Source organism: Enterobacteriaceae bacterium ESL0689, from assembly GCA_029433525.1.
In the GTDB taxonomy this organism is placed as follows: Bacteria; Pseudomonadota; Gammaproteobacteria; order Enterobacterales; family Enterobacteriaceae; genus JAQTIF01.
Genome location: JAQTIF010000001.1, coordinates 769,350 through 792,564 on the forward strand (window position 1 = coordinate 769,350; position 23,215 = coordinate 792,564).

Here is a 23,215-nt window from a genome sequence, read left to right on the forward strand (position 1 = left end):
AAACAAGTATTCAGTAGTATAAAGACAAGCTAAATACATTGATAGAGTCGAACTGTGATGGTGGACAAGGAGATAATAATAATGGCCTTCCTTAACTGGAGAATAGGTATGCATATTCAGCACGATGCTATCGTGCTGGTCGCACTACGTTATACCCGCGCCCGCTGGCAGTTATGTCGCTGGTGGCAGATTACGCTGATGCCGGGAATTGTCGATCAGGGCGTGGTGATCGATGCCATCGCGCTGGCCAGACAGCTACAGGACTGGCGGCGGGAATTACCCTGGCAACATCAGGTAAGTGTCGCCTTTCCTGCCAACCGGACACTGCAAAAAAGAGTCCCTTGCCCTCAGCAGATATTGAATGACAGTGAACAAGCCCGCTGGATAACAGGCGTCATGTCACAACAGCTGGAAATGCCCGCATCAGCACTCTGTGTTGATTATTGTGCTGTTGCGCAGAATAAAGAGTGGCAGGTCACCGCTGCGCAACAGTCCGATATCGATAAACTACGCCAGCTCGCTGCAAGCTTAAAATTGCGAATGGTGGCGATTGTGCCGGATGCCAATGCGCTCAGCCCGTTTCTTTCACGGCTGCCCGAAGGTTCACAAGGTCTGGCATGGCGCGGTGATCGACACTGGCTGTGGGCGACTCAGGATGAATGGGGCAGTATCTCATGTACCGATGTACCGCTATTTTCGCAACTCGCTTCACGGATAGCGGTTAACCCACTTTGCTTATGTGCCGATCCCCCGACCGATGATCGCTGTTTTAATCCGTGGAGTGTTATCCATCATCTATATCCGCCACTGCCGGATGACGGGAACCGCTTCGCTATCGCACTGGGACTTGCGTTAGGAGAGTCGATAAAATGATTCAGATGATTAATTTTCTTCCCTGGCGCGAAATGCAACGCCGTCAGAAGAGGCGTATAGGGGTAGGGTACATAACCGGCCTGTTACTGACACTCGCCACTCTCTTTCAGGTGAATCTGGTTATGCGTCATCTTGATGAAACGCTGGCGGGAGTAAGAAAAACGCAAGAAGAGCAGCTTTATTCTCAGCTCCGGCAACGTGAAATTGCCTTGCGTGAACAACAGCAACAGTCACAACAACGGCGTTTACAACAACAGCGAAGCGCCCTGACTGCGGCCTGGCATCCGAGACTGCGAATGATAGCGACGTTAATACCGGAGCAGGCGTGGTTAACCCGGCTGGCGTATCGACAAGGTACGCTGATAATGACCGGCAAAACATTAAACCTGCAGGAATTAGCACAACTGGAACATGGGCTAAATAAGGTGACAGGGTTTCAGCCTGCTCAGGCGGGTGAAATACACCGTAATCCACAAGGGATCTGGATGTTTAGTTTTACGCTGACTGGAGAGTCTACCCGTGCATCTGTTTTTTGAACGATGGTTGACAGCCGTGATGGTTTCTCGCGGGGGGCATTTTGTATTGTCATTTGCGTTGATAGCGCTAGTGCTGGGCTATTTCTGGCGTTCATCCCCCCCTTTGTTAGCGGAAGATGACCCGCATTCTCGCCTGCGTCAGCAGTGGTTGAACGTCATGCCATTGAAAATAGCCCTGCAAAGTACTGCTTCTGATGAGCCGGTGTGGCAGCATTTTTCGCCGATGGCGATCCCTGTTACGGATGTCACACTGGTTGCCTGGCGTCCGGCAGAGAATGGGGGAGAACTATTACTCACCGTTCGCTGGTCAGCGGTGCCCGCATTATTTTACTGGCTGGCCCGCTGTGGGATGCAGGTGACGGCCTTTACGTTGCATTCTGAGCACAACATTCTGCAGATGTCTGTGCAACTGGAGCAATGACCATGCCGGGTAAAGGCTGGTGTCTGCTGGGGTTAATGGCCTTTTTTTCACTGGCGAGTGAACGCGATCCCTTTCAACCGCCTGAAGACCGGTGCCAGACGGCACAGCTGACCCGCTGGCATTATGGTGGCGCGGTAGGGCACGCATCTCGCTGGATTGGTATTTTGCGCGACAATAACGGTAAGTGGTTACGGGTGAAGGAGAATCAGTCATTATCACCCGGCTGGCGGGTTCAGCGGCTGACAACAGAAAAAATCGAAATCATAACCGGGCCGGGGTGTGAACCCGCACACTGGATATGGCAACGTCGTAAGGGAGACGCTCATGCGCTGGATAAGCCTGCTATTGCTGTTGCTGCCGATACTGAGTCGCGCAGCACAAGATAATCAACCGGTATCGCTCGTGGTTGATGAGGTGCCGATTGCTCAGGTGCTGCAAACGCTGGCCACAATGCAGCACCAGAACCTGGTTGTCGCACCGGATGTCAGCGGTGTGATATCACTGCAGTTGAACAATGTGCCGGGGTCACAGGCGTTACGTTCAGTTGCTGATAGCGCGGGACTGGTATTACGTCAGCAAGGAACTATTATGTTTGTGCATACGTTAGCCTGGCAAAATGCATGGCTTGCCCGCCAGGAAGCGGATCGTGCGAAGAAATTACAGAATTTACCTTTACAACGGCATAGTGTAATGGTGCGGTATGCTGATGCAACAGAACTGGCAAAAGCCGGGGAAAAATTACTGAGTGCGCGTGGTAATCTGACCGTAGATAAACGAACCAATCGCTTGCTGATTTATGATGATACCCCTCATCTGTCGCTGTTGAAAACGTGGATCGGGGAAATGGATTTGCCTGTCGGACAGGTCGAACTGGCGGCGCATATTGTCTCGATGAGTGAAACCAGCTTGCGGGAGTTAGGCGTAAAATGGAGTCTGGCGGAAAATGGTGGCATTTCTGAGGTAAGGCAGATGACAGCACTGAGCAGTCAGCATGCTGTCACTGACGCCAGTTCACGAGCCGGCTTTAATATTGGCCGTATCAATGGGCGTTTGCTTGAGCTTGAACTTTCGGCGCTGGAGAAAAAACAGCAGATAGAGATTATCGCCAGTCCACGATTACTGGCATCTCATATGCAATCAGCCAGTATTAAACAAGGGAGTGAGATACCCTATCCCGTCTCCAGTGGCGACAGCGGCGCGACGGCGTTTGAATTTAAAGAGGCGGTATTGGGAATGGAAGTCACGCCGACAGTGTTACAATCAAACCGGATACGCCTGAAGTTACGAATTAGCGAAAACACCCCCGGCCAGATGATGAAACAGGAAAATGGTGAAGTGCTGGCGATTGATAAACAGGAAATTGAGACCCAGGTAGAAGTTAATAGTGGGGAAACGCTGGCGCTGGGGGGGATATTTTCGCAAAAAAATAAATCTGCCCGCAGTCATGTTCCGCTACTGGGTGATATCCCGTTTCTTGGTGCACTATTTCGCCAGGATGGTAAAGATAATGAGCGGCGTGAACTGGTTGTCTTTATTACGCCACGGATTCTGACAGTAGATTAATAATCTGATATCTGGTCATAAACTGGAATCAAAAGCGTCAGGAGAGCGTTCCGATGGCTTCAAATCCAGAGACAAACCGCCGCCTTTTTCGGGGTGGTTTTGGGGTGCTGCCGATGCCCTGGAATAGTTGCGAAAATGACTGAAAAACACGTTCAGTTGAGGGAGAGGGTATGTTTTGTTGGGGCGTCTGCGCGCAGACGCCCCAACAAAATGCCCTGGTCAGGACTTTGTCCCTACACCCTTTTTCGCGCACCCCTCACATATTGGTGAGGAATTGCTATTGGTGAGGAATTGCGTGATGAGTAAAACCAATAGTGAAAAATTCCAGAGAATGGAACTGTTTCCCGGTATCCGCTAGCTCCTGGAAGAAAAAGCACTGGTAGTGGCGAGTGCAAAAGCTGCCGGGCTGAGTGCCGGTGAGTTTCTCTGCTGTAGTGCGCTGAGGCGACCGATTTCTCCTAAAGGTGATGGTAAGACAGGTTTTGTTTTTGACAGCAAACATTTTAGGTAGTAACGTTACTACATTGTTGTTTTGTTACTGGAGAATCAAAAATGACTGTTACAACATTGTCGAGTCGGGAACTGAATCAGGACGTTACCCGCGCAAAAAGAGCGACCTGTAATGGCCCTGTATTCATCACTGATCGTGGAAAAACTGCTCACGTCCTTCTGAGTATTGAGGAGTATCAGAGGCTGACTAAGCAACGCCGGAGCATTGCGGATGCTCTGGCCATGCCGGAGGCATCTGATATTGATTTTAATCCGTCCAGTGTGTCGATTGATGCGAAACCGGCTGATTTCTCATGATGTTTGTTCTCGATACCAACGTAGTATCAGAACTACGAAAGGCGCGGACAGAGAAAATAGATCCTAACGTGGCGGCATGGGCTGGAAGCGTGGATGCCGCCGAACTCTTTGTATCGTCAATCACTATCATGGAACTGGAGCTGGGGATTTTGTCTGTTGAGCGTTGTGATGCCGTTCAGGGAGCGGTACTTCGCTCCTGGTTAGAGCAACATGTACTGCCGGAATTTTCAGGGAGAACGCTTCCAGTAGATACTGCTGTGGCATTGCGTTGTGCTGGATTGCATGTCCCGGATAAGAGAGGTGAGCGTGATGCGCTTATCGCTGCGACGGCACTTGTGCATGGGATGACTGTCGTGACCCGTAATGTGGCTGATTTCGAGCCTACAAGGGTTAAAATTATTAATCCATGGAATTTTAGGGGTTGATATGGAAGAAACAAATCTTGATGTAATTTTTTATCGTTAAACCCGTTTCTGATGTTTGACGTCAGGTTGGATTTAGCATACAAGGATAGCAACCTGAGCGTTTGATTTCGGTATCAATACGATAGCGCATTTATAAAATCATAATCCGCGCTATGTCTGAATCCGAACCAACACGGCTGACGGTGAGTTAGCTTGAAACATTGAGTATCTGTTGCCAAACCTGCATGAGTCTTGAGATAATTCTTAGCCTGACTCTCGCTTTGTTGTCTATGAGGTTTCAGTTCATGTCCTGCTGCGCTGGGTATTTGCGAAGTAGGTTTATATTAACGCACAGTCTTAGTAGTACCGAAAAAATGGCAGAGAAACGCAATATCTTTCTGGTGGGGCCTATGGGTGCTGGTAAAAGCACAATTGGGCGCCAGTTAGCCCAACAGCTCAATATGGAATTTTACGATTCTGATCAAGAGATTGAGAAACGCACTGGCGCAGATGTAGGCTGGGTTTTCGATGTTGAAGGTGAAGAAGGATTTCGTGATCGTGAAGAGAAAATCATTAATGAATTGACAGAAAAGCAAGGGATCGTACTGGCAACGGGAGGAGGCTCGGTCAAATCTCGTGAAACCCGTAACCGTCTCTCCGCGCGTGGTGTGGTCGTTTATCTGGAAACGACAATCGAGAAACAGCTTACCCGTACACAGCGCGATAAAAAGCGTCCGCTCTTACAGGTTGAAGCGCCACCGCGTGAAGTGCTGGAAGCGTTAGCGAATGAACGTAACCCCTTGTATGAAGAGATTGCGGATGTCACCATTCGTACGGATGATCAAAGTGCGAAAGTGGTCGCAAACCAGATTATCCACATACTGGAAAATAATTAACTCTGGCTAAATGAAAGAGTGGCAGTGTAAAAAATAACGGAGGTCGATGTTGCGTTATGGAGAAGCTGACTGTAACTCTTGGAGAGCGAAGTTATCCGATAACCATCGCCGCTGGTTTATTTAACGATCCCGCGTCCTTTCAACCACTGAAAACCGGCGATCAGGTGATGCTGGTGACTAACGAAACGGTGGCACCGCTTTATCTGAATCAGGTTCGTGCGGTGCTGGAGCGGCGTGGTGTTCATGTTGATAACGTCATTTTACCTGATGGTGAACAGTATAAAAATCTGACGATACTGGAGACGGTTTTTACTGCATTACTACAAAAACCGCATGGACGTGATACGACTTTAATCGCATTAGGTGGCGGTGTGATTGGTGATTTAACTGGCTTTGCCGCCGCCAGTTATCAGCGTGGTGTGCGTTTTATTCAGCTTCCTACTACGCTATTATCTCAAGTGGATTCTTCGGTAGGCGGCAAAACCGCTGTCAATCATCCACTGGGTAAGAACATGATTGGTGCTTTCTGGCAGCCTGCGTCAGTGGTCATCGATCTCAATTGTCTTCGCACGCTGCCACGTCGTGAACTCTCATCCGGACTGGCAGAAGTCATAAAATATGGCATTATTCTTGATGCTGATTTTTTCTATTGGCTGGAAAACCATATTGATGCATTAATGGCACTGGATAATCAGGCAATGGCATATTGTATTCGTCATTGTTGCGAGCTAAAAGCAAAGGTTGTCGCTGCCGATGAACGTGAGGCCGGATTACGTGCCCTACTCAACCTTGGGCATACTTTCGGCCATGCCATTGAAGCAGAAATGGGTTATGGTAACTGGTTGCATGGCGAAGCGGTCGCGGCCGGTATCGTGATGGCGGCGCATGTATCTGAACGATTAGGTCAGTTCAGTACCGGAGAAACACAGCGTATTATCAATTTATTGCAACGTGCGGGGCTACCGACTCGTGGACCACAGCAGATGTCTGTACCCGCGTATCTGCCTCATATGTTGCGTGATAAAAAGGTCCTGGCAGGAAAAATGCGGCTGGTGCTACCACTCGCGATAGGAAAAAGCGAAGTTTGCAGTGATGTATCGCATGATATCGTACAGCGTGCGATTACGGATACGCAATCGGGTTAACAATAAGAAGATCCCGCCGCAGTTGCGCGGCGTTATTATTTTGGGTGATATGCGTAGTTGTAAGCAATAAGCCTTTTAATGGGGTGTTAAATGGATGAACTAAAACCAGAACATGATTTGAAGTCTGATCTTAGTGATCTTCATTCAGATCATTCTCGCCAGTCTTCTGAATACAATAGCGAACCGCAGATCAATTTTGATGCTATCGATATTGATGTGGAAGAGAGCCATCCAATACGTGCCACTACCGCACCGTATGAGCGTGATGGGAAGGACGATACGGCAGAAAAAGTCAGTATGCAGGACGAACGTCAGCATGATCGGCCGGGGTCTAATCGTAAGAAAATATCCGGGAAATTATTTTCTCGTCAGTATGTTATGACAATTCTGGGCGTTATCGTGTTGCTGTTATTAATCGCGGGTATTGGCTCGGCACTTAATTCGCCATCTTCGCTGCCGTCATCCGGCGAGCAAACTGCATCCGATGAGAAAAATATTCATTTATCAGATAATCCATCTGATAGCGGACAACCTGATACACAAGGGCAGATCGCAGAGGCTAATCAGAACAATACACCGTCGGTCGTCTCTTTGATTCCCGATCCTGATCCGGCGACCGTTGTTCAGCCCAGCGCAGAACTACAGGGACAACCACAAACCGAAATATCGGCCGAGTTGAATAATGCACCAGCTCAACCGCTGGATGATTCAATGAATCAACCAGTGGCCTCCACGTTGCCGATTGAACCTGCGACTGTCGTACCTCCTGCACGTAATAACATGCTTGGGCATTCGGCTCCAGCGCCCGCTCAGGTTGGGCGTAAACCCACGATCAGTGAGCCGAAGTCGGTTGCAAAAATAGTGGTTGAAGAGAAAACAGCGCCTGCGAAACGGACAGCAAGCACAGCGGCAAAAACATTATCCGATAAACCTGCAGTAACCGCTCAGACTGCACCTACACCTACACCTACACCTACACCTACACCTACACCTACACCTACACCTACACCTACACCTGCACCTGTACCTGCAGCGCCAGCCAGAACTCATGCTAAAACGACAGGGAACGTAAAAGCGTTGAAATCTGCGCCTGCGGATTACTATACTTTGCAACTTAGCAGCTCCTCTAATTACAGCAACCTGAAGAACTGGGCGAAGAAAGAGAAGCTGGAAAATTATGTTGTTTATGAAACTACCCGCAACAGTCAGCCGTGGTATGTTCTGGTAAGCGGTATTTATCCGACAAGAGATGATGCAAAAAATGCGGTAGCTTCATTGCCAGCAAATATACAAGCGAAAAATCCCTGGGCAAAACCGTTGCATCAGGTTCAGGCTGAACTGAAATAAGCGCGAATTTAAAAAGCAGGTGCTGCTGGAGCGATCTCCGCAGCCGGAGAAGATGTAATTAGTCAGGCAGCATAAAAATGAAGCGCGCTTTTCTGAAATGGGCAGGGGGAAAGTACCCCCTGCTTGATGATATAAAAAAACACCTGCCACAAGGTGATTGTCTGATTGAACCTTTTGTTGGTGCAGGTTCAGTCTTTCTTAATACTGATTTTTCCCGCTATATTCTGGCGGACATTAACAGCGATCTGATCGATCTGTACAATATCGTTAAGTTACAAACGGATAACTATGTTGCGGCCGCTCGTGAAGTCTTTACACCTGAACATAATAATCCGGAACAATATTATCAGTTTCGCACGGAATTTAACCAGAGTCGTGATCCGCTACGTCGTGCGGTACTCTTTTTGTATCTGAATCGTCACGGTTATAATGGTTTGTGCCGTTATAATTTACGTGGTGAGTTTAATGTACCGTTTGGTCGTTATAAGAAGCCCTATTTTCCAGAAGCTGAGCTGTATTATTTTGCTCAGAAAGCACAGAATGCCTGTTTTTACTGTGAGTCATATGTGGAGAGTATGGCGCGGGCAGATGATTCTTCGGTGATCTATTGTGATCCACCCTATGCGCCGTTGTCACCTACCGCTAATTTTACGGCATATCATACCAATAACTTTGATATCAGCCAGCAAGCTCATCTGGCTAAACTTGCCGAAGATCTGCGTGTACGACAGATCCCGGTGTTGATCTCCAATCACGATATGGCGCTTACACGTGAATGGTATCGTCAAGCTAAACTGCATTTTGTTAAAGTGCAGCGCAGTATCAGTAGTAAGGGGGGTGCCCGAAAAAAGGTAGATGAGCTTCTGGCACTTTATTGTTCATCGAAGACCAAATCATCTTAAGGAGAGGCGGATGAAGCCCTATTTGATTGCCCCTTCCATTCTGTCAGCCGATTTTGCCCGTCTGGGCGAGGATACCGCGAATGTACTGGCTGCAGGTGCCGATGTTGTGCATTTTGATGTGATGGATAACCATTATGTTCCGAATCTGACTATCGGCCCCATGGTGCTGAAAGCGTTACGTCATTACGGTATCACTGCGCCGATTGATGTCCATCTGATGGTCAAACCGGTTGATCGTATCATTCCTGATTTTGCGGCCGCAGGTGCCACTATTATTACTTTTCATCCCGAGGCCTCGGAGCATATCGATCGTAGTCTGCAGCTGATCAGAGAACAGGGCTGTCAGGCCGGTCTGGTCTTTAATCCCGCCACGCCATTGAACTATCTTGATTATGTGATGGATAAACTTGATGTCATTCTGTTGATGTCAGTCAATCCCGGTTTTGGTGGACAATCTTTTATTCCCCAGACGCTGGATAAGCTGCGTGAGGTTCGTCAACGTATTGATGCATCAGGTTATGATATCCGTCTGGAGGTCGATGGTGGTGTCAAAATCGATAATATTGCTGAGATCGCCGCAGCCGGAGCGGATATGTTTGTCGCCGGTTCCGCTATTTTTGATCAACCTGATTATCGGCAGGTTATTGATCGTATGCGTCATGAATTAGCCCGGGTGAGCGATGACTGAATTAGCAGCAATAGAGGGCGTCGCTTTTGATCTTGATGGTACGCTGATAGACAGTGCGCCAGGTCTGGCGATGGCCGTTGATCAGGCGCTTTACGCACTGGAATTGCCGGTAGCGGGTGAAGCCAGGGTGGTGACATGGATTGGCAATGGCGCAGATGTTTTACTGATGCGCACGCTCGAATGGGCGCGTCAGGAATGGCTGATACAGCGTCGCGCGATGGGAAAACCGATGGTTGATCACAGTGAACGCCCGGCGGCAGAACAACTTATTATGCTACGGAAACTGTTTGACCATTACTACCGCGAAGCCGCGACAGAGGGGAGTTTTTTATTTCCAGGCGTCGCCGATACACTGAGCATGATGCATGCGAAAGGATTACCACTGGCTGTGGTGACGAATAAACCCACACAATTTGTCGCCCCGATTCTGACATCACTGGCTATCAGCCACTATTTCAGGGTGGTGATTGGTGGCGATGATGTAGAGAATAAAAAACCCCATCCGCAAGCATTGCATCTGGCGGCGCAGAAACTCGGACTCACGCCTGATGCTTTATTGTTCGTCGGTGATTCACGCAACGATATTCAGGCGGCTAAAGCAGCGGGGTGCCGCTCGGTTGGTTTGACCTATGGCTATAACTATGGCGAAGCCATTACCCTTAGCCAACCCGATTTTATCTGCGAGCAATTTAATCAACTGTTGCCCCTTTGCGGGCTACCGTACAGTGAAAACCAGGAAAACAGAAATGACTAAGCCCATCGTGTTTAGTGGCGCACAGCCTTCAGGTGAATTAACTATTGGCAACTATATGGGAGCGTTGCGGCAATGGGTTAACATGCAGGATGATTATCATTGTATTTATTGTATTGTCGACCAGCACGCGATCACCGTTCGCCAGAATCCACAACAATTACATACTGCTACTCTGGATACCCTTGCGCTGTATCTGGCGTGTGGTATTGATCCGCAAAAAAGCACTATTTTTGTCCAGTCTCATGTGCCGGAACACGTTCAGTTAGGCTGGGTATTAAACTGTTATACCTATTTCGGTGAACTGAGCCGGATGACCCAGTTTAAAGATAAATCGACCCGTTATGCGGAAAATATCAACGTCGGTCTGTTTGATTACCCGGTGCTGATGGCGGCGGATATTTTGCTCTACCAGACCAATCAGGTTCCGGTGGGCGAAGATCAGAAACAGCACCTTGAATTGACGCGCGATATTGCTCAGCGTTTTAATGCGATTTATGGCGATATCTTTAAAGTGCCCGAACCCTTTATTCCCGCATCGGGGGCCAGGGTGATGTCTTTGCTTGAGCCAACGAAAAAGATGTCTAAGTCAGATGAAAATCGTAATAATGTGATTGGCCTGCTGGAAGATCCACGCTCCATCGTGAAGAAGATCAAGCGCGCCGTAACCGACTCTGACGAACCGCCCGTTGTCCGCTATGACCAGCAAAATAAAGCTGGCGTGTCTAATCTGCTCGATATCCTATCGGGGGTCACTGGCCAGAGCATTGCCACCCTGGAGCAACATTTTGCGGGCAAAATGTATGGACATCTGAAAGGGGAAGTGGCGGATGCAGTGTCTGTCATGTTAGGGGATCTTCAGGAACGCTATCACCGTGTCCGTCAGGATGAAACCTTTCTTAAACAGGTGATGAAAGAGGGGGCAGAAAAGGCCAGCGCTCGTGCCTCACAAACGCTGAAAGCCGTATTCGATGCGATTGGTTTTGTGGCGAAACCCTGATTGTCAGGCCGGGCATAACGCTATTCATTGCAGTGATAAATACAGGCAGGCTGTGATGTTCCGATAGCGGGCATCACAGCGTCAGCCTGTCATCGTCGCATACAGCTTTCCTGGTCGCCTTATTCCACGGGTTCATTCGCTGATGACTGCATCCCTTTGTGTATGGTTATCGGTGGCACAAAACCAGTTGAGCTTAGCGCGCAGACTAACCACATGACCAACGATAATCAATGAGGGACTGACCATTTTTTGTGCCAGAGTAGCCAGTTGATCCAGCGTACCGGTTATCACACGCTGATTGACGGTGGTGCCATTTTCGACAATCGCGACAGGCATATCGGCGGCCATGCCATGAGCGATCAGTTTTTCGCTGATTACCGGTGCCTGGTTCAGTCCCATATAGAATACTAACGTCTGCTTCTCGCAGGCCAGGTTCTGCCAGTCCAGTTCACCGCCTGTTTTCAGATGTCCGGTAACCAGGCGTACTCCCTGAGAAAAATCACGGTGGGTCAGCGGGATACCCGAATAGGCGGAGCACCCGGAGGCAGCCGTAATACCCGGCACGACCGAGAAGGGGATCGCCGCATGGCTGAGCGCTTCCAGCTCTTCACCGCCACGGCCAAAAATAAAGGGATCACCCCCTTTCAAACGGACAACACGCCGCCCGCGCTGTGCTTCACGTAGCAGGATTTGATTAATCTCTTGCTGGGGTACGCAGTGATAACCTGAACGTTTACCGACGAATACCCGATCAGCGTCACGACGCACCAGATTCATAATATCATCGGAGACCAGCCGGTCATACACCACTACATCAGCTTGCTGGATCTGCTGTAGTCCTTTCAGTGTTAACAGTCCGGCATCGCCAGGGCCTGCACCTACCAGCACCACTTCACCCCGGTGATCCAGCGGTTGGGCTAATAACTGTTCAGTAATCTCAGTGACGGTCTGGTGGTCTTCATTCGCCAGTGATTGTGCCAGTCGGTCATGGGCAAATAATTTTTCCCAGAAACGCCGACGCTGGCTCATTGTGGCAAATTGCTTTTTCACCCGGGTGCGTAGCTGACCAGCATAATGGGCAAGCTGGCCTAAATGGCGCGGGAGAAGGGCTTCTAATTTTTCCCGTAATAACCGTGCCAGTACCGGGGAAGTGCCCCCTGATGAGACGGCGACCATCAGCGGAGAACGATCAATAATTGACGGCATGATAAAGCTGGCCTGGCGGGGAGCATCAACCACATTGCAGAATATTCGTCTGGATTCAGCGGCTTCGCTAACCCGCTGATTGACTTCTTGATTATTGGTCGCGGCGATGGCGAGCCAGCAGGTATCGAGCAGGGTGGGATTAAATGGGCCAGCGACTAATGTCAGTCTCTGTGAGTTTGCCCATATCTGGAATTGCGGTGAAAAATCCAGTGCGTTAACGGTTAGTCTGGCGCCCGCATCCAGTAATAAACGGGCTTTACGTTCAGCAACATCACCACCACCGACCAGTAAACACTCGCGATTACGTAGCTGGCAGAAAATCGGTAAGTGATCCACGGCACATCCTCACAATAAAGAAAAAAAAGAGAAAAGAGCCATAGCATAACAGCGTGTAGGCTAGTAATTTATTGTTTTTATGTGATTTAGCGCTTAATTAGCATAAAAAATGACGTTCCCGCCATCGCCAGGCGGGAACTGTCGCAGGATTATGCTTTCAGTTGGACATACCCTTCCTGCACCCGAACGTCAAAACAGCGAACCGAGTGACTGGCATCTTCCATACACAGGCCATCACGCAGTCGGAAACGCTGTTTTTTCAACGGACTGGCGACCCATAACTCACCATCATGCTCGGCGATAATACCGCGTGACAGAACACTGGCGTTGAAGAATGGATCGATATTGCTGATCGCGTAGACACTGTCATTATGATATGGTCGGAACAGGGCTACCTGTTGTTGACCAAGCTGCGCACAAACCCCGGTGGCGGGCAGAATATCATCAATTTTACAAATATCTCTCCACTGGCTCATGCATTTTCCTCCATCAACTTGACCGGGATACGTTCATCCGGTGTCGCCGGACGATGTTGTTGACGTTCGGCGACGACCTGGACATTGGGATCGCGCTGGTGACTGTTGATAAAGTGTTTGAAGCGCGTCTGAGCCGCAGCATCGTTGACCGTTTGATACCATTCGCAAACGGTTTTTTCACGTAAACGCGCCAGTTCCTCTTCCAGCTGAGTATTCAGATCTAGTCTGTCATCAATAATGACACTGCGCAGGTAATCAATCCCGCCTTCCATATTGTCCAGCCATGAGGCGGTACGGGTGAGCTTATCCGCCGTGCGGATATAGAACATCATAAAACGATCAAGATAGTGGAGCAGTGTGTCATGATCGAGGTCGGCTGCCAGTAAATCGGCATGACGTGGCTTCATTCCACCGTTACCGCAGACATACAGATTCCAGCCCTGCTCCGTGGCAATAATACCGACATCTTTTCCTTGTGCTTCTGCGCATTCACGGGTACAGCCGGAGACGCCAAATTTGACTTTATGCGGTGTACGGATACCTTTGTAGCGATTTTCCAGTTCAACTCCCAGCCCGACGCTGTCGCCGACACCATAGCGGCACCAGGCGCTGCCGACACAGGTTTTCGCCATGCGCAGCGCTTTGGCATAGGCATGGCCGGTTTCAAAGCCAGCGGCAATGAGTTGCTGCCAGATAGTAGGCAGATCGTCCTTTTGTGCGCCAAACAGGCCGATACGTTGTGAACCGGTGATTTTGGTGTAGAGCTGATATTCACGGGCAATATTGCCGACCGCGATCAGTTGTTCCGGAGTGATTTCACCGCCTGCGGAGCGGGGGATCACCGAATAGGTGCCATCTTTCTGAATATTGGCCAGAAAGTTATCATTGGTATCCTGCAGTGGCGTATGTTGTGGCTTGAGGATATATTCATTCCAGCAGGAGGCCAGCAGAGAACCAATGGTGGGTTTACACACTTCGCAGCCATAGCCTTTGCCATGTTTATTCAGCAATTCTTCGAAGCTTTTAATCCCTTCGACACGGATCAGATGAAACAGCTCCTGACGGGAGTAGGCAAAGTGTTCGCACAAATTATGATTCACTTCGATGCCTTGTTTCGCCAGTTCATTATTCAGGATCTGGGTGACCAGGGGAATACATCCGCCACAACCAGTGCCTGCTTTGGTCTCTGCTTTTAGCGCAGCAACGGTATGACAACCCTGGTTAATCGCGGCGATCAACGTTCCTTTACTGACATCGAAACAGGAACAGATTTGTGCACTGTCTGGCAGCTTGTCAACGCCGATGGCGGGTTTGCCACTACCGGCGTGGGCAGGCAGAATCAGTGTGTCCGGGTTTTCTGGCAGCTCAATACCGTTGAGTACCAGCTGTAGCAGATTACCGTAGTCGCTGGTATCACCCACCAGCACAGCGCCGAGCAGGGTTTTGTTATCTTCGCTGACGATTAAGCGTTTGTAGACTTCCTGGCGTTCATCAAGATAGACATAACTACGGGAACCCGGCGTGCGGCCATGCGCATCACCGATCCCGCCGACATCGACCCCCAGCAGTTTCAGTTTGGCGCTCAGATCAGCACCGGTAAAATGATTGTCATTACCGAGGAGGTGATCGGCCGCAACCTGGGCCATTTTATAGCCAGGTGCCACCAGACCATAAACCCGGTTATTCCAGCTTGCGCATTCGCCGATCGCATAGATATCGGGATCGGAAGTCTGACAGTGATCGTCAATCACAATACCGCCGCGCGGGGCGATAGCCAGATCGCATTGTCTGGCCAGTTGATCGCGAGGGCGGATACCGGTCGAGAAGACGATAAAGTCGACCTGCAATTCGCTCCCGTCAGCAAACTGCATGGTTTTACGGGCTTCGCTACCTTGCTGGATAATCTCCTGGGTATTCTTGCTGGTATGCACCTGGACGCCGAGGCTTTCAATTTTGCGCTTTAATTGCGCGCCGCCGAGGCTGTCAAGCTGCTCAGCCATCAGCATGGGCGCAAATTCAATCACATGGGTCTCGATGCCGAGATTCTTCAGCGCTCCCGCCGCTTCCAGTCCCAACAGACCTCCACCGACGACGGCTCCGCGTTTGCTACGGCGGGCACAGGCTTCAATGGCATTCAGATCTTCAATAGTGCGGTAGACAAAACAGTCCTGGGTATTGGCCCCTTTGATCGGCGGCACCCACGGGCTGGAGCCGGTTGCGATGATCAGTTTGTCGTAAAATACGGTGCGCCCGGAACTGGAGTAGATCATTTTCTCCTGGCGATTCACCGTAATGGCGCGTTCACCAGTCAGGATATTGATCCCATGCTTCTGGTAGAAACCTTCACGAACCAGTGACAGCTCTTCCGCCGTATGATGAGAGAAGTAAGATGACAGATGCACACGGTCATAGGCGACACGCGGTTCTTCACAGAATACGGTAATATCAAATTGATCGGCCGGTGCTTTATCCAGGATCTCTTCGATGAAGCGATGGCCAACCATACCGTTGCCGATAATGGCGATTTTGACTTTGTTCATTATGTTTCCTGGTTTCTTTACTACTGCCTACCTTAACGATTCAGCTATGACAATTTTTGATGTAAATCAATTTCTCTTCTGTCTACTACTTAATAGGTATGACTATGATTTTTCATGATTTTTATAAGTTATGGGAAATAAAAGCGTTTTTATTTTGCGGCGTTTATGTACAGAATGTGCAACCGATAACCGCATTATCGGTGACTGTCGATCTCAGCTACTGAAGTGCGGATGTGGCATTATCAAAAGATTAAGAACTGGCTACCTGAACAACGATGACACCGATATCGCCAGAATAGCATCGTTATTGAAGTAGCCAGCGTTATGGATAAGACAGCGCGCGCGCCAGGCCGACCAGTTATCCACGACTTTGCTGCGGTTTATTGCGCGGCATGATTCAGTAATTGCTTAAAGGTTTCCAGTGAACAGAAACCGTTGGCATCTACCGGACAGCCGTTCAGTGCCAGCGTCACGCGCTGTGGTGGCGATTGCAGCGTCAGTGGCTGTGCTTCGCGCAGTTGTGCGGTGCTCTGGTACACATACTCAATCTTGATCAAATCACGATCCGCATGACTGTCATGCCAGTTCTGGAATACCAGCTGTCCACCAATAGGCGTGCTTTCATACTGATTATGCAGCTGATAAGGCTTGAAATTCAGTGCGGATAACAGAGAGGCAATATTGGAATCATGACCGACCAGTATTGTCACTTTCGCCGATTTTTCCCCATCGACAGCCAGGGTTTTATCGATATATTTCACCAGCGGTTTGGCGATATTGCGGGCGACTTCCGGTGAGGAAAGCAAGCTATCCTGATAACCGTTTTTCAGCTTTGATAACTCCCGCCACTGCTTATCGGTTTTGATTTCTCCCCAGGCGACCTGATTGAGCGGAAATCCTTGGTAATATTGTAAGGTGAAAGCATCAACCAGTGCGTTGCCGATCTTCAGGGGACCGGCGATCGTTGGTTCCTGCTGATATTGTGCGCTGAAGATATCGTGAGTGTTATCTAATGAACACGGCTGTTTTCCTTTACAGGTGGGCGAGTTTTGATAATCGATGATTTTTTCGAGTAACCGATAACTTGCCGCGAGCGGCATGGTGTGACGTGTTTTTTCCATTTCCGCAATCGCCTTCTCTCTGAAGGCAGGCGAATCGTCAGTGATCACCGGATTAAAGGTGGGGTCCATCGTTCCCACTGGTGATTGATGATGGACGGTCACGTCACAACCGGGAAAGGCACCGGCGATCAGAAATTGTGCCGTCGCGATCGTCCGCTGCAGGCTGTTGGAATAGACGTAAACGGTATTTTCTGACGGGCATTTATTGTTGCCAGCCAGTCCTTGTTGCTCCAGCCATGCACGCAGATATGCCCCCATATAGACTTCCAGCACGCCGCCTTTGGTCGTCAACTGGCCACCGGGAACATCCCATTGTGGCCATGATTTCGTTGTTGATTGCGCCAGTACGCTACCACCAGTGGTCAATGGCGCCCGCAGATTATGACGACTCATGATTAACACTTGTTGTAATTGATAGCCCTGTGGCGCAACCGGTTCCTGCGCATGGGCACCGATGGACAACAATATCGCACCAGAGATGGCGCCAGAGAGTAGGTTTTTTTTCATTCTTTTATCCTCAGTCAGCGGTTATTATCAGGTTCCATTGTGACAGATTTATAACCTTTTTCTGGAGGCCAGATAACGATCTGGCACGAGAAGTTTAAATTATAAATACACCGGTCGACCTTCTGTTATATAACAATGGCCGGGATGATCCCTGAGAATTATCCATGTTATTAAAAACCCCGTCCGCGACAGAATGAGTTAGCTAATCCTGTCGCTATTTTTATTAGCGCGGTGAGATATTATTTTGTACTTCATGCAATCCGTGTGCTTTCAGGTATTGCGAAAATGCCAGTAGCAAATCCTGATATTTTTATCTGTACGGGGTTTCGATTCGGTGGCGTGATAATCTTTCCCTGATTAAGAATCAAGCTCATCAGGTTATTTTACTTGCCATTTTGGCCCTGGGCAGTGATCGAAATCCTCACGTACTCCACGCTGTCCGTGTCCAGGCTGGCTGCGTCAATAACGCCTGCTGATCCAGGTTTTGAATGGTGAAAAATCACCGCTGTTTTAGATAATCAACGACATTATCTGACATTGGTGTATATTGTCAGTTACATGGTTAAAAAAAGGTAGTGAGCATGTCACTTATCGGTGAAAAATTACTGTCTGTAAACGGGTGTATATAATTACAGTATATTTGATAGCGGATTGAATATCCTGTCATTTAGTTGTTACTTCTTCAGTAACAACTATTTTTACTACGTAAAATTAGGTAAAAGGCTGGCTCATCATGTATGGGCTCTTTAAAATCAACATACTTATTTTTTTATCTGGAATTATCAATGCGCAAATTGACTCTGATGGCAGCAGTGACTGTTTTTGCCATTTCTGTTTTTTCTCCGGCTAAGGCTGCGAAGGGTGATCCTCATGTTTTGCTGGATACATCGGCGGGCAGTATCGAACTGGAATTAAACAAGCAGCAAGCTCCTGTTTCGGTAGAAAATTTTATCAAGTATGTCAATAGCGGCTTCTACAATAATACGACTTTTCATCGTGTGATCCCAGGCTTCATGATACAAGGTGGCGGTTTTAATGAGCAGATGCAGCAAAAGCAACCTGAACCCCCGATTAAAAACGAAGCGGATAACGGTTTGCGCAACACCCGCGGCACCATAGCGATGGCGCGTACCGCCGATCAGGACAGTGCCACCAGCCAGTTTTTCATTAATGTCGCAGATAATGCTTTTCTCGATCATGGACAGCGTGATTTTGGCTACGCGGTATTTGGCAAAGTGGTAAAAGGCATGGATGTCGCGGATAAAATCTCTCAGGTTCCGACCCACAATATTGGCCCTTATCAAAATGTACCGTCTAAACCTGTGGTTATTTTGTCAGCAAAAGTTTTGCCGTGATGATGGTCGGTTACACTCCGCTGGGCATGAAAAGTTGTCTTGAACAGTGATTTCTGGTTGCCATAACTGGTTTTTATGCATATTTTGTGAATATGTTTTCACAATCGTGCGTATGTAATGAACAGGAGTGGCAATTTATGGCAAGCGATGTATCAATCATTAGCCGTGCGACATTCGATGAAGTTATTTTTCCTGTTTATGCGCCTGAAGCATTCATTCCGGTAAAGGGGAAAGGCAGCCGCGTATGGGATCAGTCAGGCAAAGAATATGTCGATTTCGCAGGTGGGATCGCCGTTACCGCATTAGGTCATTGTCATCCGGCTCTGGTGGCAGTGTTACACGAGCAGGGGGAACGACTCTGGCATACCAGTAATGTCTTTACCAATGAACCGGCGTTACGACTGGCACAGAAACTGATTGCCGCGACTTTTGCAGAGCGTGTGCTGTTTATGAATTCAGGCACCGAAGCGAATGAAACGGCATTCAAACTGGCACGCCATTATGCGGTGACGCATCACAACCCCTATAAGACTAAAATCATTGCCTTTCGTAATGCGTTTCATGGCCGTTCGTTGTTTACGGTCTCTGTGGGGGGACAAGCCCATTATTCTGATGGTTTCGGCCCGAAACCGGCGGATATCATCCATGTGCCATTTAATGATCTCGCGGCGGTACAGGCGTTGATAGATAATCATACCTGTGCGGTGGTAGTGGAACCGATTCAGGGCGAAGGCGGCGTGATATCGGCAACGCCAGCCTTTCTCAGCGGATTGCGTGAGTTATGTGATAAGCACCAGGCACTGCTGGTGTTTGATGAAGTCCAGTGTGGTATGGGGCGTAGCGGAGCGTTGTTTGCTTATATGCAGTATGGCGTGACTCCGGATATTCTGACCAGCGCCAAAGCACTCGGCGGTGGTTTTCCCGTTAGTGCCGTACTGACCACCCAGGCGATCGCCAGTGCGTTTCATGCCGGATCTCATGGTTCGACTTACGGTGGCAATCCACTGGCCTGTGCGGTCGCAGGTGTTGCTTTTGATCTGATCAACACTCCCCAGCTGCTGGCGGGTGTTAATGCCAGACGTGAGCTGTTGGTTGACGCTCTCCGGCAGATTGACCGGCAGTTCGATCTGTTCAGTGATATCCGTGGCATGGGGTTACTGATTGGCGCTGAGCTCAATCCTCGCTATCACGGCCGGACGGCTGATTTCCGCCATGCGGCAGCCCAGGCGGGCGTGATGGTGCTCAATGCCGGGCCGAATGTATTGCGTTTTACCCCTTCATTAGTGATTGATGAAAATGATATTACTGAGGGAATGCGCCGTTTTGCTCAGGCGGTGCGGCAGGTCACTGGTGCGTCGTGATTGAATGGCCGCTGAAATAGCTGATCTGAAAGAAGCCAGGGTTTCCTGGCATCAGGGAACATAAAATGGCGTATTGTTGGTGTTATACGCCATATTGATTGACTTAACGTGTACCGTACACGACGATGGTTTTGCCATGAGCAGAGATCAGGTTCTGATCTTCCAGCATTTTAAGGATCCGTCCTACCGTTTCACGGGAACATCCCACGATCTGACCAATCTCCTGGCGGGTAATTTTAATTTGCATGCCATCCGGGTGAGTCATCGCATCCGGCTGTTTTGCCAGATTTAACAATGTCTGGGCAATACGCCCGGTCACATCGAGAAAAGCAAGATTGCCCACTTTTTCAGACGTTACCTGCAAACGGCGCGCCATTTGTGATGACAGACGCATCAGAATATCGGGATTGACCTGAATTAACTGACGGAATTTTTTGTAAGAAATTTCCGCGACTTCACAGGCTGTTTTCGCCCGTACCCAGGCACTGCGCTCCTGATTTTCTTCAAATAAACCTAATTCACCGATGAAGTCTCCCTGATTGAGGTAAGAGAGGATCATCTCTTTCCCCTCTTCATCTTTGATGAGTACGGCGACAGAACCTTTGACGATATAGTACAACGTTTCTGCTTTCTCACCCTGGTGAATGAGAGTGCTTTTAGACGGATATTTATGAATGTGGCAATGAGACAAGAACCATTCGAGGGTCGGGTCTGTTTGCGATTTGCCAAGCACCATATGCGGTTATCCTCTTATTATAAGTTCTCTGCGAATACCAGCAGGTGGCATCCGATAGTCTCCCCTTGTCAGGGAAATGAACGTGTGTGTTTCACCTGACGGATGAACTTCTTAGAGCCTGGCCCATCAGGCTATTTTACTTGCCATTTTGATCCTGGGCAGTGCTCGAAATCCTCACGTACTCCGTGTACGCTCTGGTTTCTCCGCGCTGTCGGTGTCCAAACTGCCTGCGTCAATAACGCCTGGTGGGCCAGGCTCTTAGCATACAGGTCATACATGAATGACTTAATACATCAATGTAGTCCGTAGTATGTCGTATCCCGACTGTTTTAACATAGCTTGCGTCGTATGTCTCCAGGTGACTCGTTTCAGTATGGTACTGTAATTGGAGGATTAATGTCGTCTTTGCGTTGCGATAATGATCACGGGCGCGTAATCTGTAAAAAAAGTCCTCATCATGGAGTCAATTTTTATGCAAGCGCGAGTGAAGTGGGTGGAAGGCTTAACCTTTATCGGTGAATCTGCATCGGGTCATCAGATTCTGATGGATGGTAATTCTGGTGACAAATCCCCCAGCCCGATGGAAATGGTATTGATGGCGGCAGGGGGATGTAGTGCGATAGATGTCGTATCTGTTTTACAAAAAGGGCGTCATGATGTGACCAATTGTGAAGTCAAACTTACCGCTGAACGCCGGGAAGAGGTTCCCCGTCTGTTTACGCACATTAATCTGCATTTTGTCGTGACAGGTAAGGCGCTGAAAGAAGCCGCTGTTGCGCGGGCGGTGAACCTGTCAGCAGAAAAATATTGTTCGGTAGCGCTCATGTTACAAAAAGCGGTCAATATTACCCACTCATTTGAAGTCCACGAAGCCTGACAGTGATCCTATTTGTCATGGTTCAGCCAGAGCCAGGAATTGTCGTCTCTAATTGCCAGAGGGTGTCATTTATTTGTACTGGCAAGTGTCCCGCCTGGCGGGACAGTTTTATTGCGGGAATGACTGACGGGACATAATATTGACCGTTTCGTGGAGTTCTGACCACACCAGTACCACTTCGCCAATTTCTAATTGCTGTTTGACCTCGGCAACTTTTTCCGCCAGTGTGCACTCATGTTCACCGTAATCGGTGCCTTCACGTAAGACAAAACTTTCGATCAGATTGTTGAGCGTGTCAGGCGCAAGACTGCGCCAGGGAATAATCATGTCGTGACTCCTGACCAGCGGTTTAGCCAGTCTGGTATTCGCTGTTCCAGCCACATTTCTGGTTTGCTGAGTGTGCCCCCCACAAAACCAACGTGGCCGCCATGGACGGTTAATTGATATTCAACGTTAGCTGGGATCTGCTGCGCTGATGGAATGGAGTGGTGATCCATAAAAGGATCGTCCTTAGCATGAATAATCAGTGTGGGTATGGTAATACTGTTTAACCGGGGCATGGCACTGCATTGACGATAATAATCCAGCGCGTCGGTGAAACCGTGAATCCGTGCGGTGATCATATCGTCAAAGTCGCGTATGCTGCGCATTGCTTTAAGCTGATGTAAATCAACGGGCAGCGAACCAGGCCAGGCTTTTAATTTACGTGTGGCATTCGCTTTGAGCAGGTGCAGCAGATAATACTGATAGAGTCGGGCAAAGCCTTTATCCATATGATAGCTACAGGCTTCCAGCATCAAAGGTGCCGAGACAATCGCGGCCGTATCCAGCGGGACATTATTACCTTCTGCCGCCAGCAGGCAAGCCAGCATATTTCCCCCTAACGAGTAGCCGACCGCCGCTGTCGGTACAGTACCAAACTCACGGCGTAGCCAGTGCAGAAACCAGCGCCCATCCTCTATTTCCCCTGAATGATAGATACGTCGATTACGATTGGGAACACCGCTACAGCCGCGAAAATGCATCACCACACCCAGCCAGCCACGCTGCATGACCGTATGGATAATCCCGTGGACATAGGGACTGTACAGGCTGCCCTCCAGGCCATGAAACACCACCAGCCGGGGTTTGTGTGCTGCCTGCGCCGGGTTTTCACTCCATGCCAGATCAACAAAGTCACCGTCGGGCAGATCAAGGCGCTGCCAGTAGGGTGTAAACTGTAATTCGCGTCGGATCAGGCGTGGTAACATCGTCTGCAGGTGACAGTTGCTCATGCCGCGCATCGGGTGAAAGTCGTGTGAATTATCCGCCGTGGAGTTCATTTCTATTGGGAATGTTTTGGCCATAGCATCAGACACATCAGAGTG

Annotated in this window: 24 protein-coding genes; 17 read left to right on the forward strand and 7 right to left on the reverse strand. The window is 49.2% G+C overall.

What is annotated here, in order from left to right:
- The first annotated feature begins 81 nt into the window (after positions 1 to 81).
- The 14 genes from PT300_03780 (at position 82) to trpS (ending at position 11,333) form a co-directional block, all read left to right on the forward strand.
- Complete coding sequence (locus tag PT300_03780) at positions 82 to 873, forward strand: pilus assembly protein (GenBank protein ID MDF7679775.1); 792 nt, start codon at positions 82 to 84, stop codon at positions 871 to 873.
- Positions 870 to 1,409 (forward strand): PilN domain-containing protein, encoded by a 540-nt coding sequence (locus tag PT300_03785; GenBank protein ID MDF7679776.1) that lies wholly within the window; start codon positions 870 to 872, stop codon positions 1,407 to 1,409. The genes PT300_03780 and PT300_03785 overlap by 4 nt, the downstream gene beginning before the upstream one ends.
- On the forward strand, positions 1,393 to 1,830 hold the full coding sequence (locus tag PT300_03790) for a hypothetical protein (GenBank protein MDF7679777.1): 438 nt from the start codon (positions 1,393 to 1,395) through the stop codon (positions 1,828 to 1,830). The genes PT300_03785 and PT300_03790 overlap by 17 nt, the downstream gene beginning before the upstream one ends.
- A 2-nt stretch (positions 1,831 to 1,832) precedes the next feature.
- Positions 1,833 to 2,216: a HofP DNA utilization family protein gene (locus PT300_03795; GenBank protein MDF7679778.1), complete on the forward strand. Its 384-nt coding sequence runs from the start codon at positions 1,833 to 1,835 to the stop codon at positions 2,214 to 2,216.
- Entirely contained in the window at positions 2,155 to 3,393 is a 1,239-nt protein-coding gene (gene hofQ / locus PT300_03800; GenBank protein ID MDF7679779.1) for a DNA uptake porin HofQ, read from the forward strand. Before PT300_03795 ends, hofQ begins: the two co-directional genes overlap by 62 nt.
- A 552-nt stretch (positions 3,394 to 3,945) precedes the next feature.
- Positions 3,946 to 4,200, forward strand: a complete 255-nt coding sequence (locus tag PT300_03805; protein ID MDF7679780.1) for a type II toxin-antitoxin system Phd/YefM family antitoxin — start codon at positions 3,946 to 3,948, stop codon at positions 4,198 to 4,200.
- Entirely contained in the window at positions 4,200 to 4,625 is a 426-nt protein-coding gene (locus PT300_03810) for a type II toxin-antitoxin system VapC family toxin (protein ID MDF7679781.1), read from the forward strand. The genes PT300_03805 and PT300_03810 overlap by 1 nt, the downstream gene beginning before the upstream one ends.
- A gap of 353 nt (positions 4,626 to 4,978) precedes the next feature.
- Positions 4,979 to 5,500, forward strand: coding sequence for a shikimate kinase AroK (gene aroK / locus PT300_03815; GenBank protein ID MDF7679782.1), 522 nt, complete (start codon positions 4,979 to 4,981; stop codon positions 5,498 to 5,500).
- Between the two features lie 56 nt (positions 5,501 to 5,556).
- A complete protein-coding gene (aroB, locus tag PT300_03820) occupies positions 5,557 to 6,645 on the forward strand; it encodes a 3-dehydroquinate synthase (GenBank protein MDF7679783.1) in 1,089 nt (362 codons plus the stop codon).
- Positions 6,646 to 6,735: 90 nt separating this feature from the next.
- Positions 6,736 to 7,992 carry a cell division protein DamX gene (gene damX, locus PT300_03825; GenBank protein ID MDF7679784.1) on the forward strand — a complete coding sequence of 419 codons (1,257 nt, stop codon included), beginning with the start codon at positions 6,736 to 6,738 and terminating at the stop codon, positions 7,990 to 7,992.
- A 71-nt stretch (positions 7,993 to 8,063) separates the two neighbouring features.
- A complete protein-coding gene (dam, locus tag PT300_03830; GenBank protein ID MDF7679785.1) occupies positions 8,064 to 8,894 on the forward strand; it encodes an adenine-specific DNA-methyltransferase in 831 nt (276 codons plus the stop codon).
- Between the two features lie 10 nt (positions 8,895 to 8,904).
- Entirely contained in the window at positions 8,905 to 9,582 is a 678-nt protein-coding gene (gene rpe, locus PT300_03835) for a ribulose-phosphate 3-epimerase (GenBank protein MDF7679786.1), read from the forward strand.
- The gene (gph, locus tag PT300_03840; GenBank protein ID MDF7679787.1) at positions 9,575 to 10,336 is read left to right on the forward strand and encodes a phosphoglycolate phosphatase; all 762 of its coding nucleotides are present in this window, start codon (positions 9,575 to 9,577) and stop codon (positions 10,334 to 10,336) included. The genes rpe and gph overlap by 8 nt, the downstream gene beginning before the upstream one ends.
- Positions 10,329 to 11,333, forward strand: coding sequence for a tryptophan--tRNA ligase (gene trpS / locus PT300_03845; protein ID MDF7679788.1), 1,005 nt, complete (start codon positions 10,329 to 10,331; stop codon positions 11,331 to 11,333). The genes gph and trpS overlap by 8 nt, the downstream gene beginning before the upstream one ends.
- 132 nt (positions 11,334 to 11,465) lie before the next feature.
- On the opposite strand, the gene cysG is transcribed toward trpS, so the two are convergent.
- The 4 genes from cysG to agp form a co-directional block, all read right to left on the reverse strand.
- On the reverse strand, positions 11,466 to 12,875 hold the full coding sequence (gene cysG / locus PT300_03850) for a siroheme synthase CysG (protein ID MDF7679789.1): 1,410 nt from the start codon (positions 12,873 to 12,875) through the stop codon (positions 11,466 to 11,468).
- A 149-nt stretch (positions 12,876 to 13,024) separates the two neighbouring features.
- Positions 13,025 to 13,351 carry a nitrite reductase small subunit NirD gene (nirD, locus tag PT300_03855; GenBank protein MDF7679790.1) on the reverse strand — a complete coding sequence of 109 codons (327 nt, stop codon included), beginning with the start codon at positions 13,349 to 13,351 and terminating at the stop codon, positions 13,025 to 13,027.
- The gene (gene nirB / locus PT300_03860) at positions 13,348 to 15,891 is read right to left on the reverse strand and encodes a nitrite reductase large subunit NirB (protein ID MDF7679791.1); all 2,544 of its coding nucleotides are present in this window, start codon (positions 15,889 to 15,891) and stop codon (positions 13,348 to 13,350) included. Before nirB ends, nirD begins: the two co-directional genes overlap by 4 nt.
- A gap of 380 nt (positions 15,892 to 16,271) precedes the next feature.
- Positions 16,272 to 17,519: a bifunctional glucose-1-phosphatase/inositol phosphatase gene (gene agp / locus PT300_03865; GenBank protein ID MDF7679792.1), complete on the reverse strand. Its 1,248-nt coding sequence runs from the start codon at positions 17,517 to 17,519 to the stop codon at positions 16,272 to 16,274.
- A gap of 785 nt (positions 17,520 to 18,304) precedes the next feature.
- On the opposite strand from agp, the gene ppiA reads away from it, so the two are divergent.
- Complete coding sequence (gene ppiA / locus PT300_03870; protein ID MDF7679793.1) at positions 18,305 to 18,874, forward strand: peptidylprolyl isomerase A; 570 nt, start codon at positions 18,305 to 18,307, stop codon at positions 18,872 to 18,874.
- A gap of 137 nt (positions 18,875 to 19,011) precedes the next feature.
- Positions 19,012 to 20,235, forward strand: a complete 1,224-nt coding sequence (locus PT300_03875) for an aspartate aminotransferase family protein (protein MDF7679794.1) — start codon at positions 19,012 to 19,014, stop codon at positions 20,233 to 20,235.
- A 103-nt stretch (positions 20,236 to 20,338) separates the two neighbouring features.
- On the opposite strand, the gene crp is transcribed toward PT300_03875, so the two are convergent.
- Positions 20,339 to 20,971 (reverse strand): cAMP-activated global transcriptional regulator CRP, encoded by a 633-nt coding sequence (crp, locus tag PT300_03880; protein MDF7679795.1) that lies wholly within the window; start codon positions 20,969 to 20,971, stop codon positions 20,339 to 20,341.
- A 472-nt stretch (positions 20,972 to 21,443) separates the two neighbouring features.
- Here crp and PT300_03885 point away from each other — a divergent pair, with 472 nt between their 5' ends.
- A complete protein-coding gene (locus tag PT300_03885; protein ID MDF7679796.1) occupies positions 21,444 to 21,848 on the forward strand; it encodes an OsmC family protein in 405 nt (134 codons plus the stop codon).
- 108 nt (positions 21,849 to 21,956) lie between these two features.
- Here PT300_03885 and PT300_03890 read toward each other — a convergent pair whose 3' ends face one another.
- Together PT300_03890 and PT300_03895 are read right to left on the reverse strand one after the other, a co-directional pair.
- Positions 21,957 to 22,175, reverse strand: coding sequence for a YheU family protein (locus PT300_03890; GenBank protein MDF7679797.1), 219 nt, complete (start codon positions 22,173 to 22,175; stop codon positions 21,957 to 21,959).
- Positions 22,172 to 23,194 (reverse strand): hydrolase, encoded by a 1,023-nt coding sequence (locus tag PT300_03895; GenBank protein MDF7679798.1) that lies wholly within the window; start codon positions 23,192 to 23,194, stop codon positions 22,172 to 22,174. The genes PT300_03890 and PT300_03895 overlap by 4 nt, the downstream gene beginning before the upstream one ends.
- Between the last annotated feature and the right edge of the window lie 21 nt (positions 23,195 to 23,215).

Bases quoted from the DNA above. Each gene is read 5' to 3' on its own strand.
- PT300_03780 (MDF7679775.1), top strand. From the start codon at position 82: ATGGCCTTCCTTAACTGGAGAATAGGTATGCATATTCAGCACGATGCT.
- PT300_03785 (MDF7679776.1), top strand. From the start codon at position 870: ATGATTCAGATGATTAATTTTCTTCCCTGGCGCGAAATGCAACGCCGT.
- PT300_03795 (MDF7679778.1), top strand. From the start codon at position 1,833: ATGCCGGGTAAAGGCTGGTGTCTGCTGGGGTTAATGGCCTTTTTTTCA.
- hofQ (MDF7679779.1), top strand. From the start codon at position 2,155: ATGCGCTGGATAAGCCTGCTATTGCTGTTGCTGCCGATACTGAGTCGC.
- PT300_03805 (MDF7679780.1), top strand. From the start codon at position 3,946: ATGACTGTTACAACATTGTCGAGTCGGGAACTGAATCAGGACGTTACC.
- PT300_03810 (MDF7679781.1), top strand. From the start codon at position 4,200: ATGTTTGTTCTCGATACCAACGTAGTATCAGAACTACGAAAGGCGCGG.
- aroK (MDF7679782.1), top strand. From the start codon at position 4,979: ATGGCAGAGAAACGCAATATCTTTCTGGTGGGGCCTATGGGTGCTGGT.
- aroB (MDF7679783.1), top strand. From the start codon at position 5,557: ATGGAGAAGCTGACTGTAACTCTTGGAGAGCGAAGTTATCCGATAACC.
- damX (MDF7679784.1), top strand. From the start codon at position 6,736: ATGGATGAACTAAAACCAGAACATGATTTGAAGTCTGATCTTAGTGAT.
- rpe (MDF7679786.1), top strand. From the start codon at position 8,905: ATGAAGCCCTATTTGATTGCCCCTTCCATTCTGTCAGCCGATTTTGCC.
- gph (MDF7679787.1), top strand. From the start codon at position 9,575: ATGACTGAATTAGCAGCAATAGAGGGCGTCGCTTTTGATCTTGATGGT.
- trpS (MDF7679788.1), top strand. From the start codon at position 10,329: ATGACTAAGCCCATCGTGTTTAGTGGCGCACAGCCTTCAGGTGAATTA.
- nirD (MDF7679790.1), bottom strand. From the start codon at position 13,351: ATGAGCCAGTGGAGAGATATTTGTAAAATTGATGATATTCTGCCCGCC.
- nirB (MDF7679791.1), bottom strand. From the start codon at position 15,891: ATGAACAAAGTCAAAATCGCCATTATCGGCAACGGTATGGTTGGCCAT.
- agp (MDF7679792.1), bottom strand. From the start codon at position 17,519: ATGAAAAAAAACCTACTCTCTGGCGCCATCTCTGGTGCGATATTGTTG.
- ppiA (MDF7679793.1), top strand. From the start codon at position 18,305: ATGCGCAAATTGACTCTGATGGCAGCAGTGACTGTTTTTGCCATTTCT.
- PT300_03875 (MDF7679794.1), top strand. From the start codon at position 19,012: ATGGCAAGCGATGTATCAATCATTAGCCGTGCGACATTCGATGAAGTT.
- crp (MDF7679795.1), bottom strand. From the start codon at position 20,971: ATGGTGCTTGGCAAATCGCAAACAGACCCGACCCTCGAATGGTTCTTG.
- PT300_03885 (MDF7679796.1), top strand. From the start codon at position 21,444: ATGCAAGCGCGAGTGAAGTGGGTGGAAGGCTTAACCTTTATCGGTGAA.
- PT300_03890 (MDF7679797.1), bottom strand. From the start codon at position 22,175: ATGATTATTCCCTGGCGCAGTCTTGCGCCTGACACGCTCAACAATCTG.
- PT300_03895 (MDF7679798.1), bottom strand. From the start codon at position 23,194: ATGGCCAAAACATTCCCAATAGAAATGAACTCCACGGCGGATAATTCA.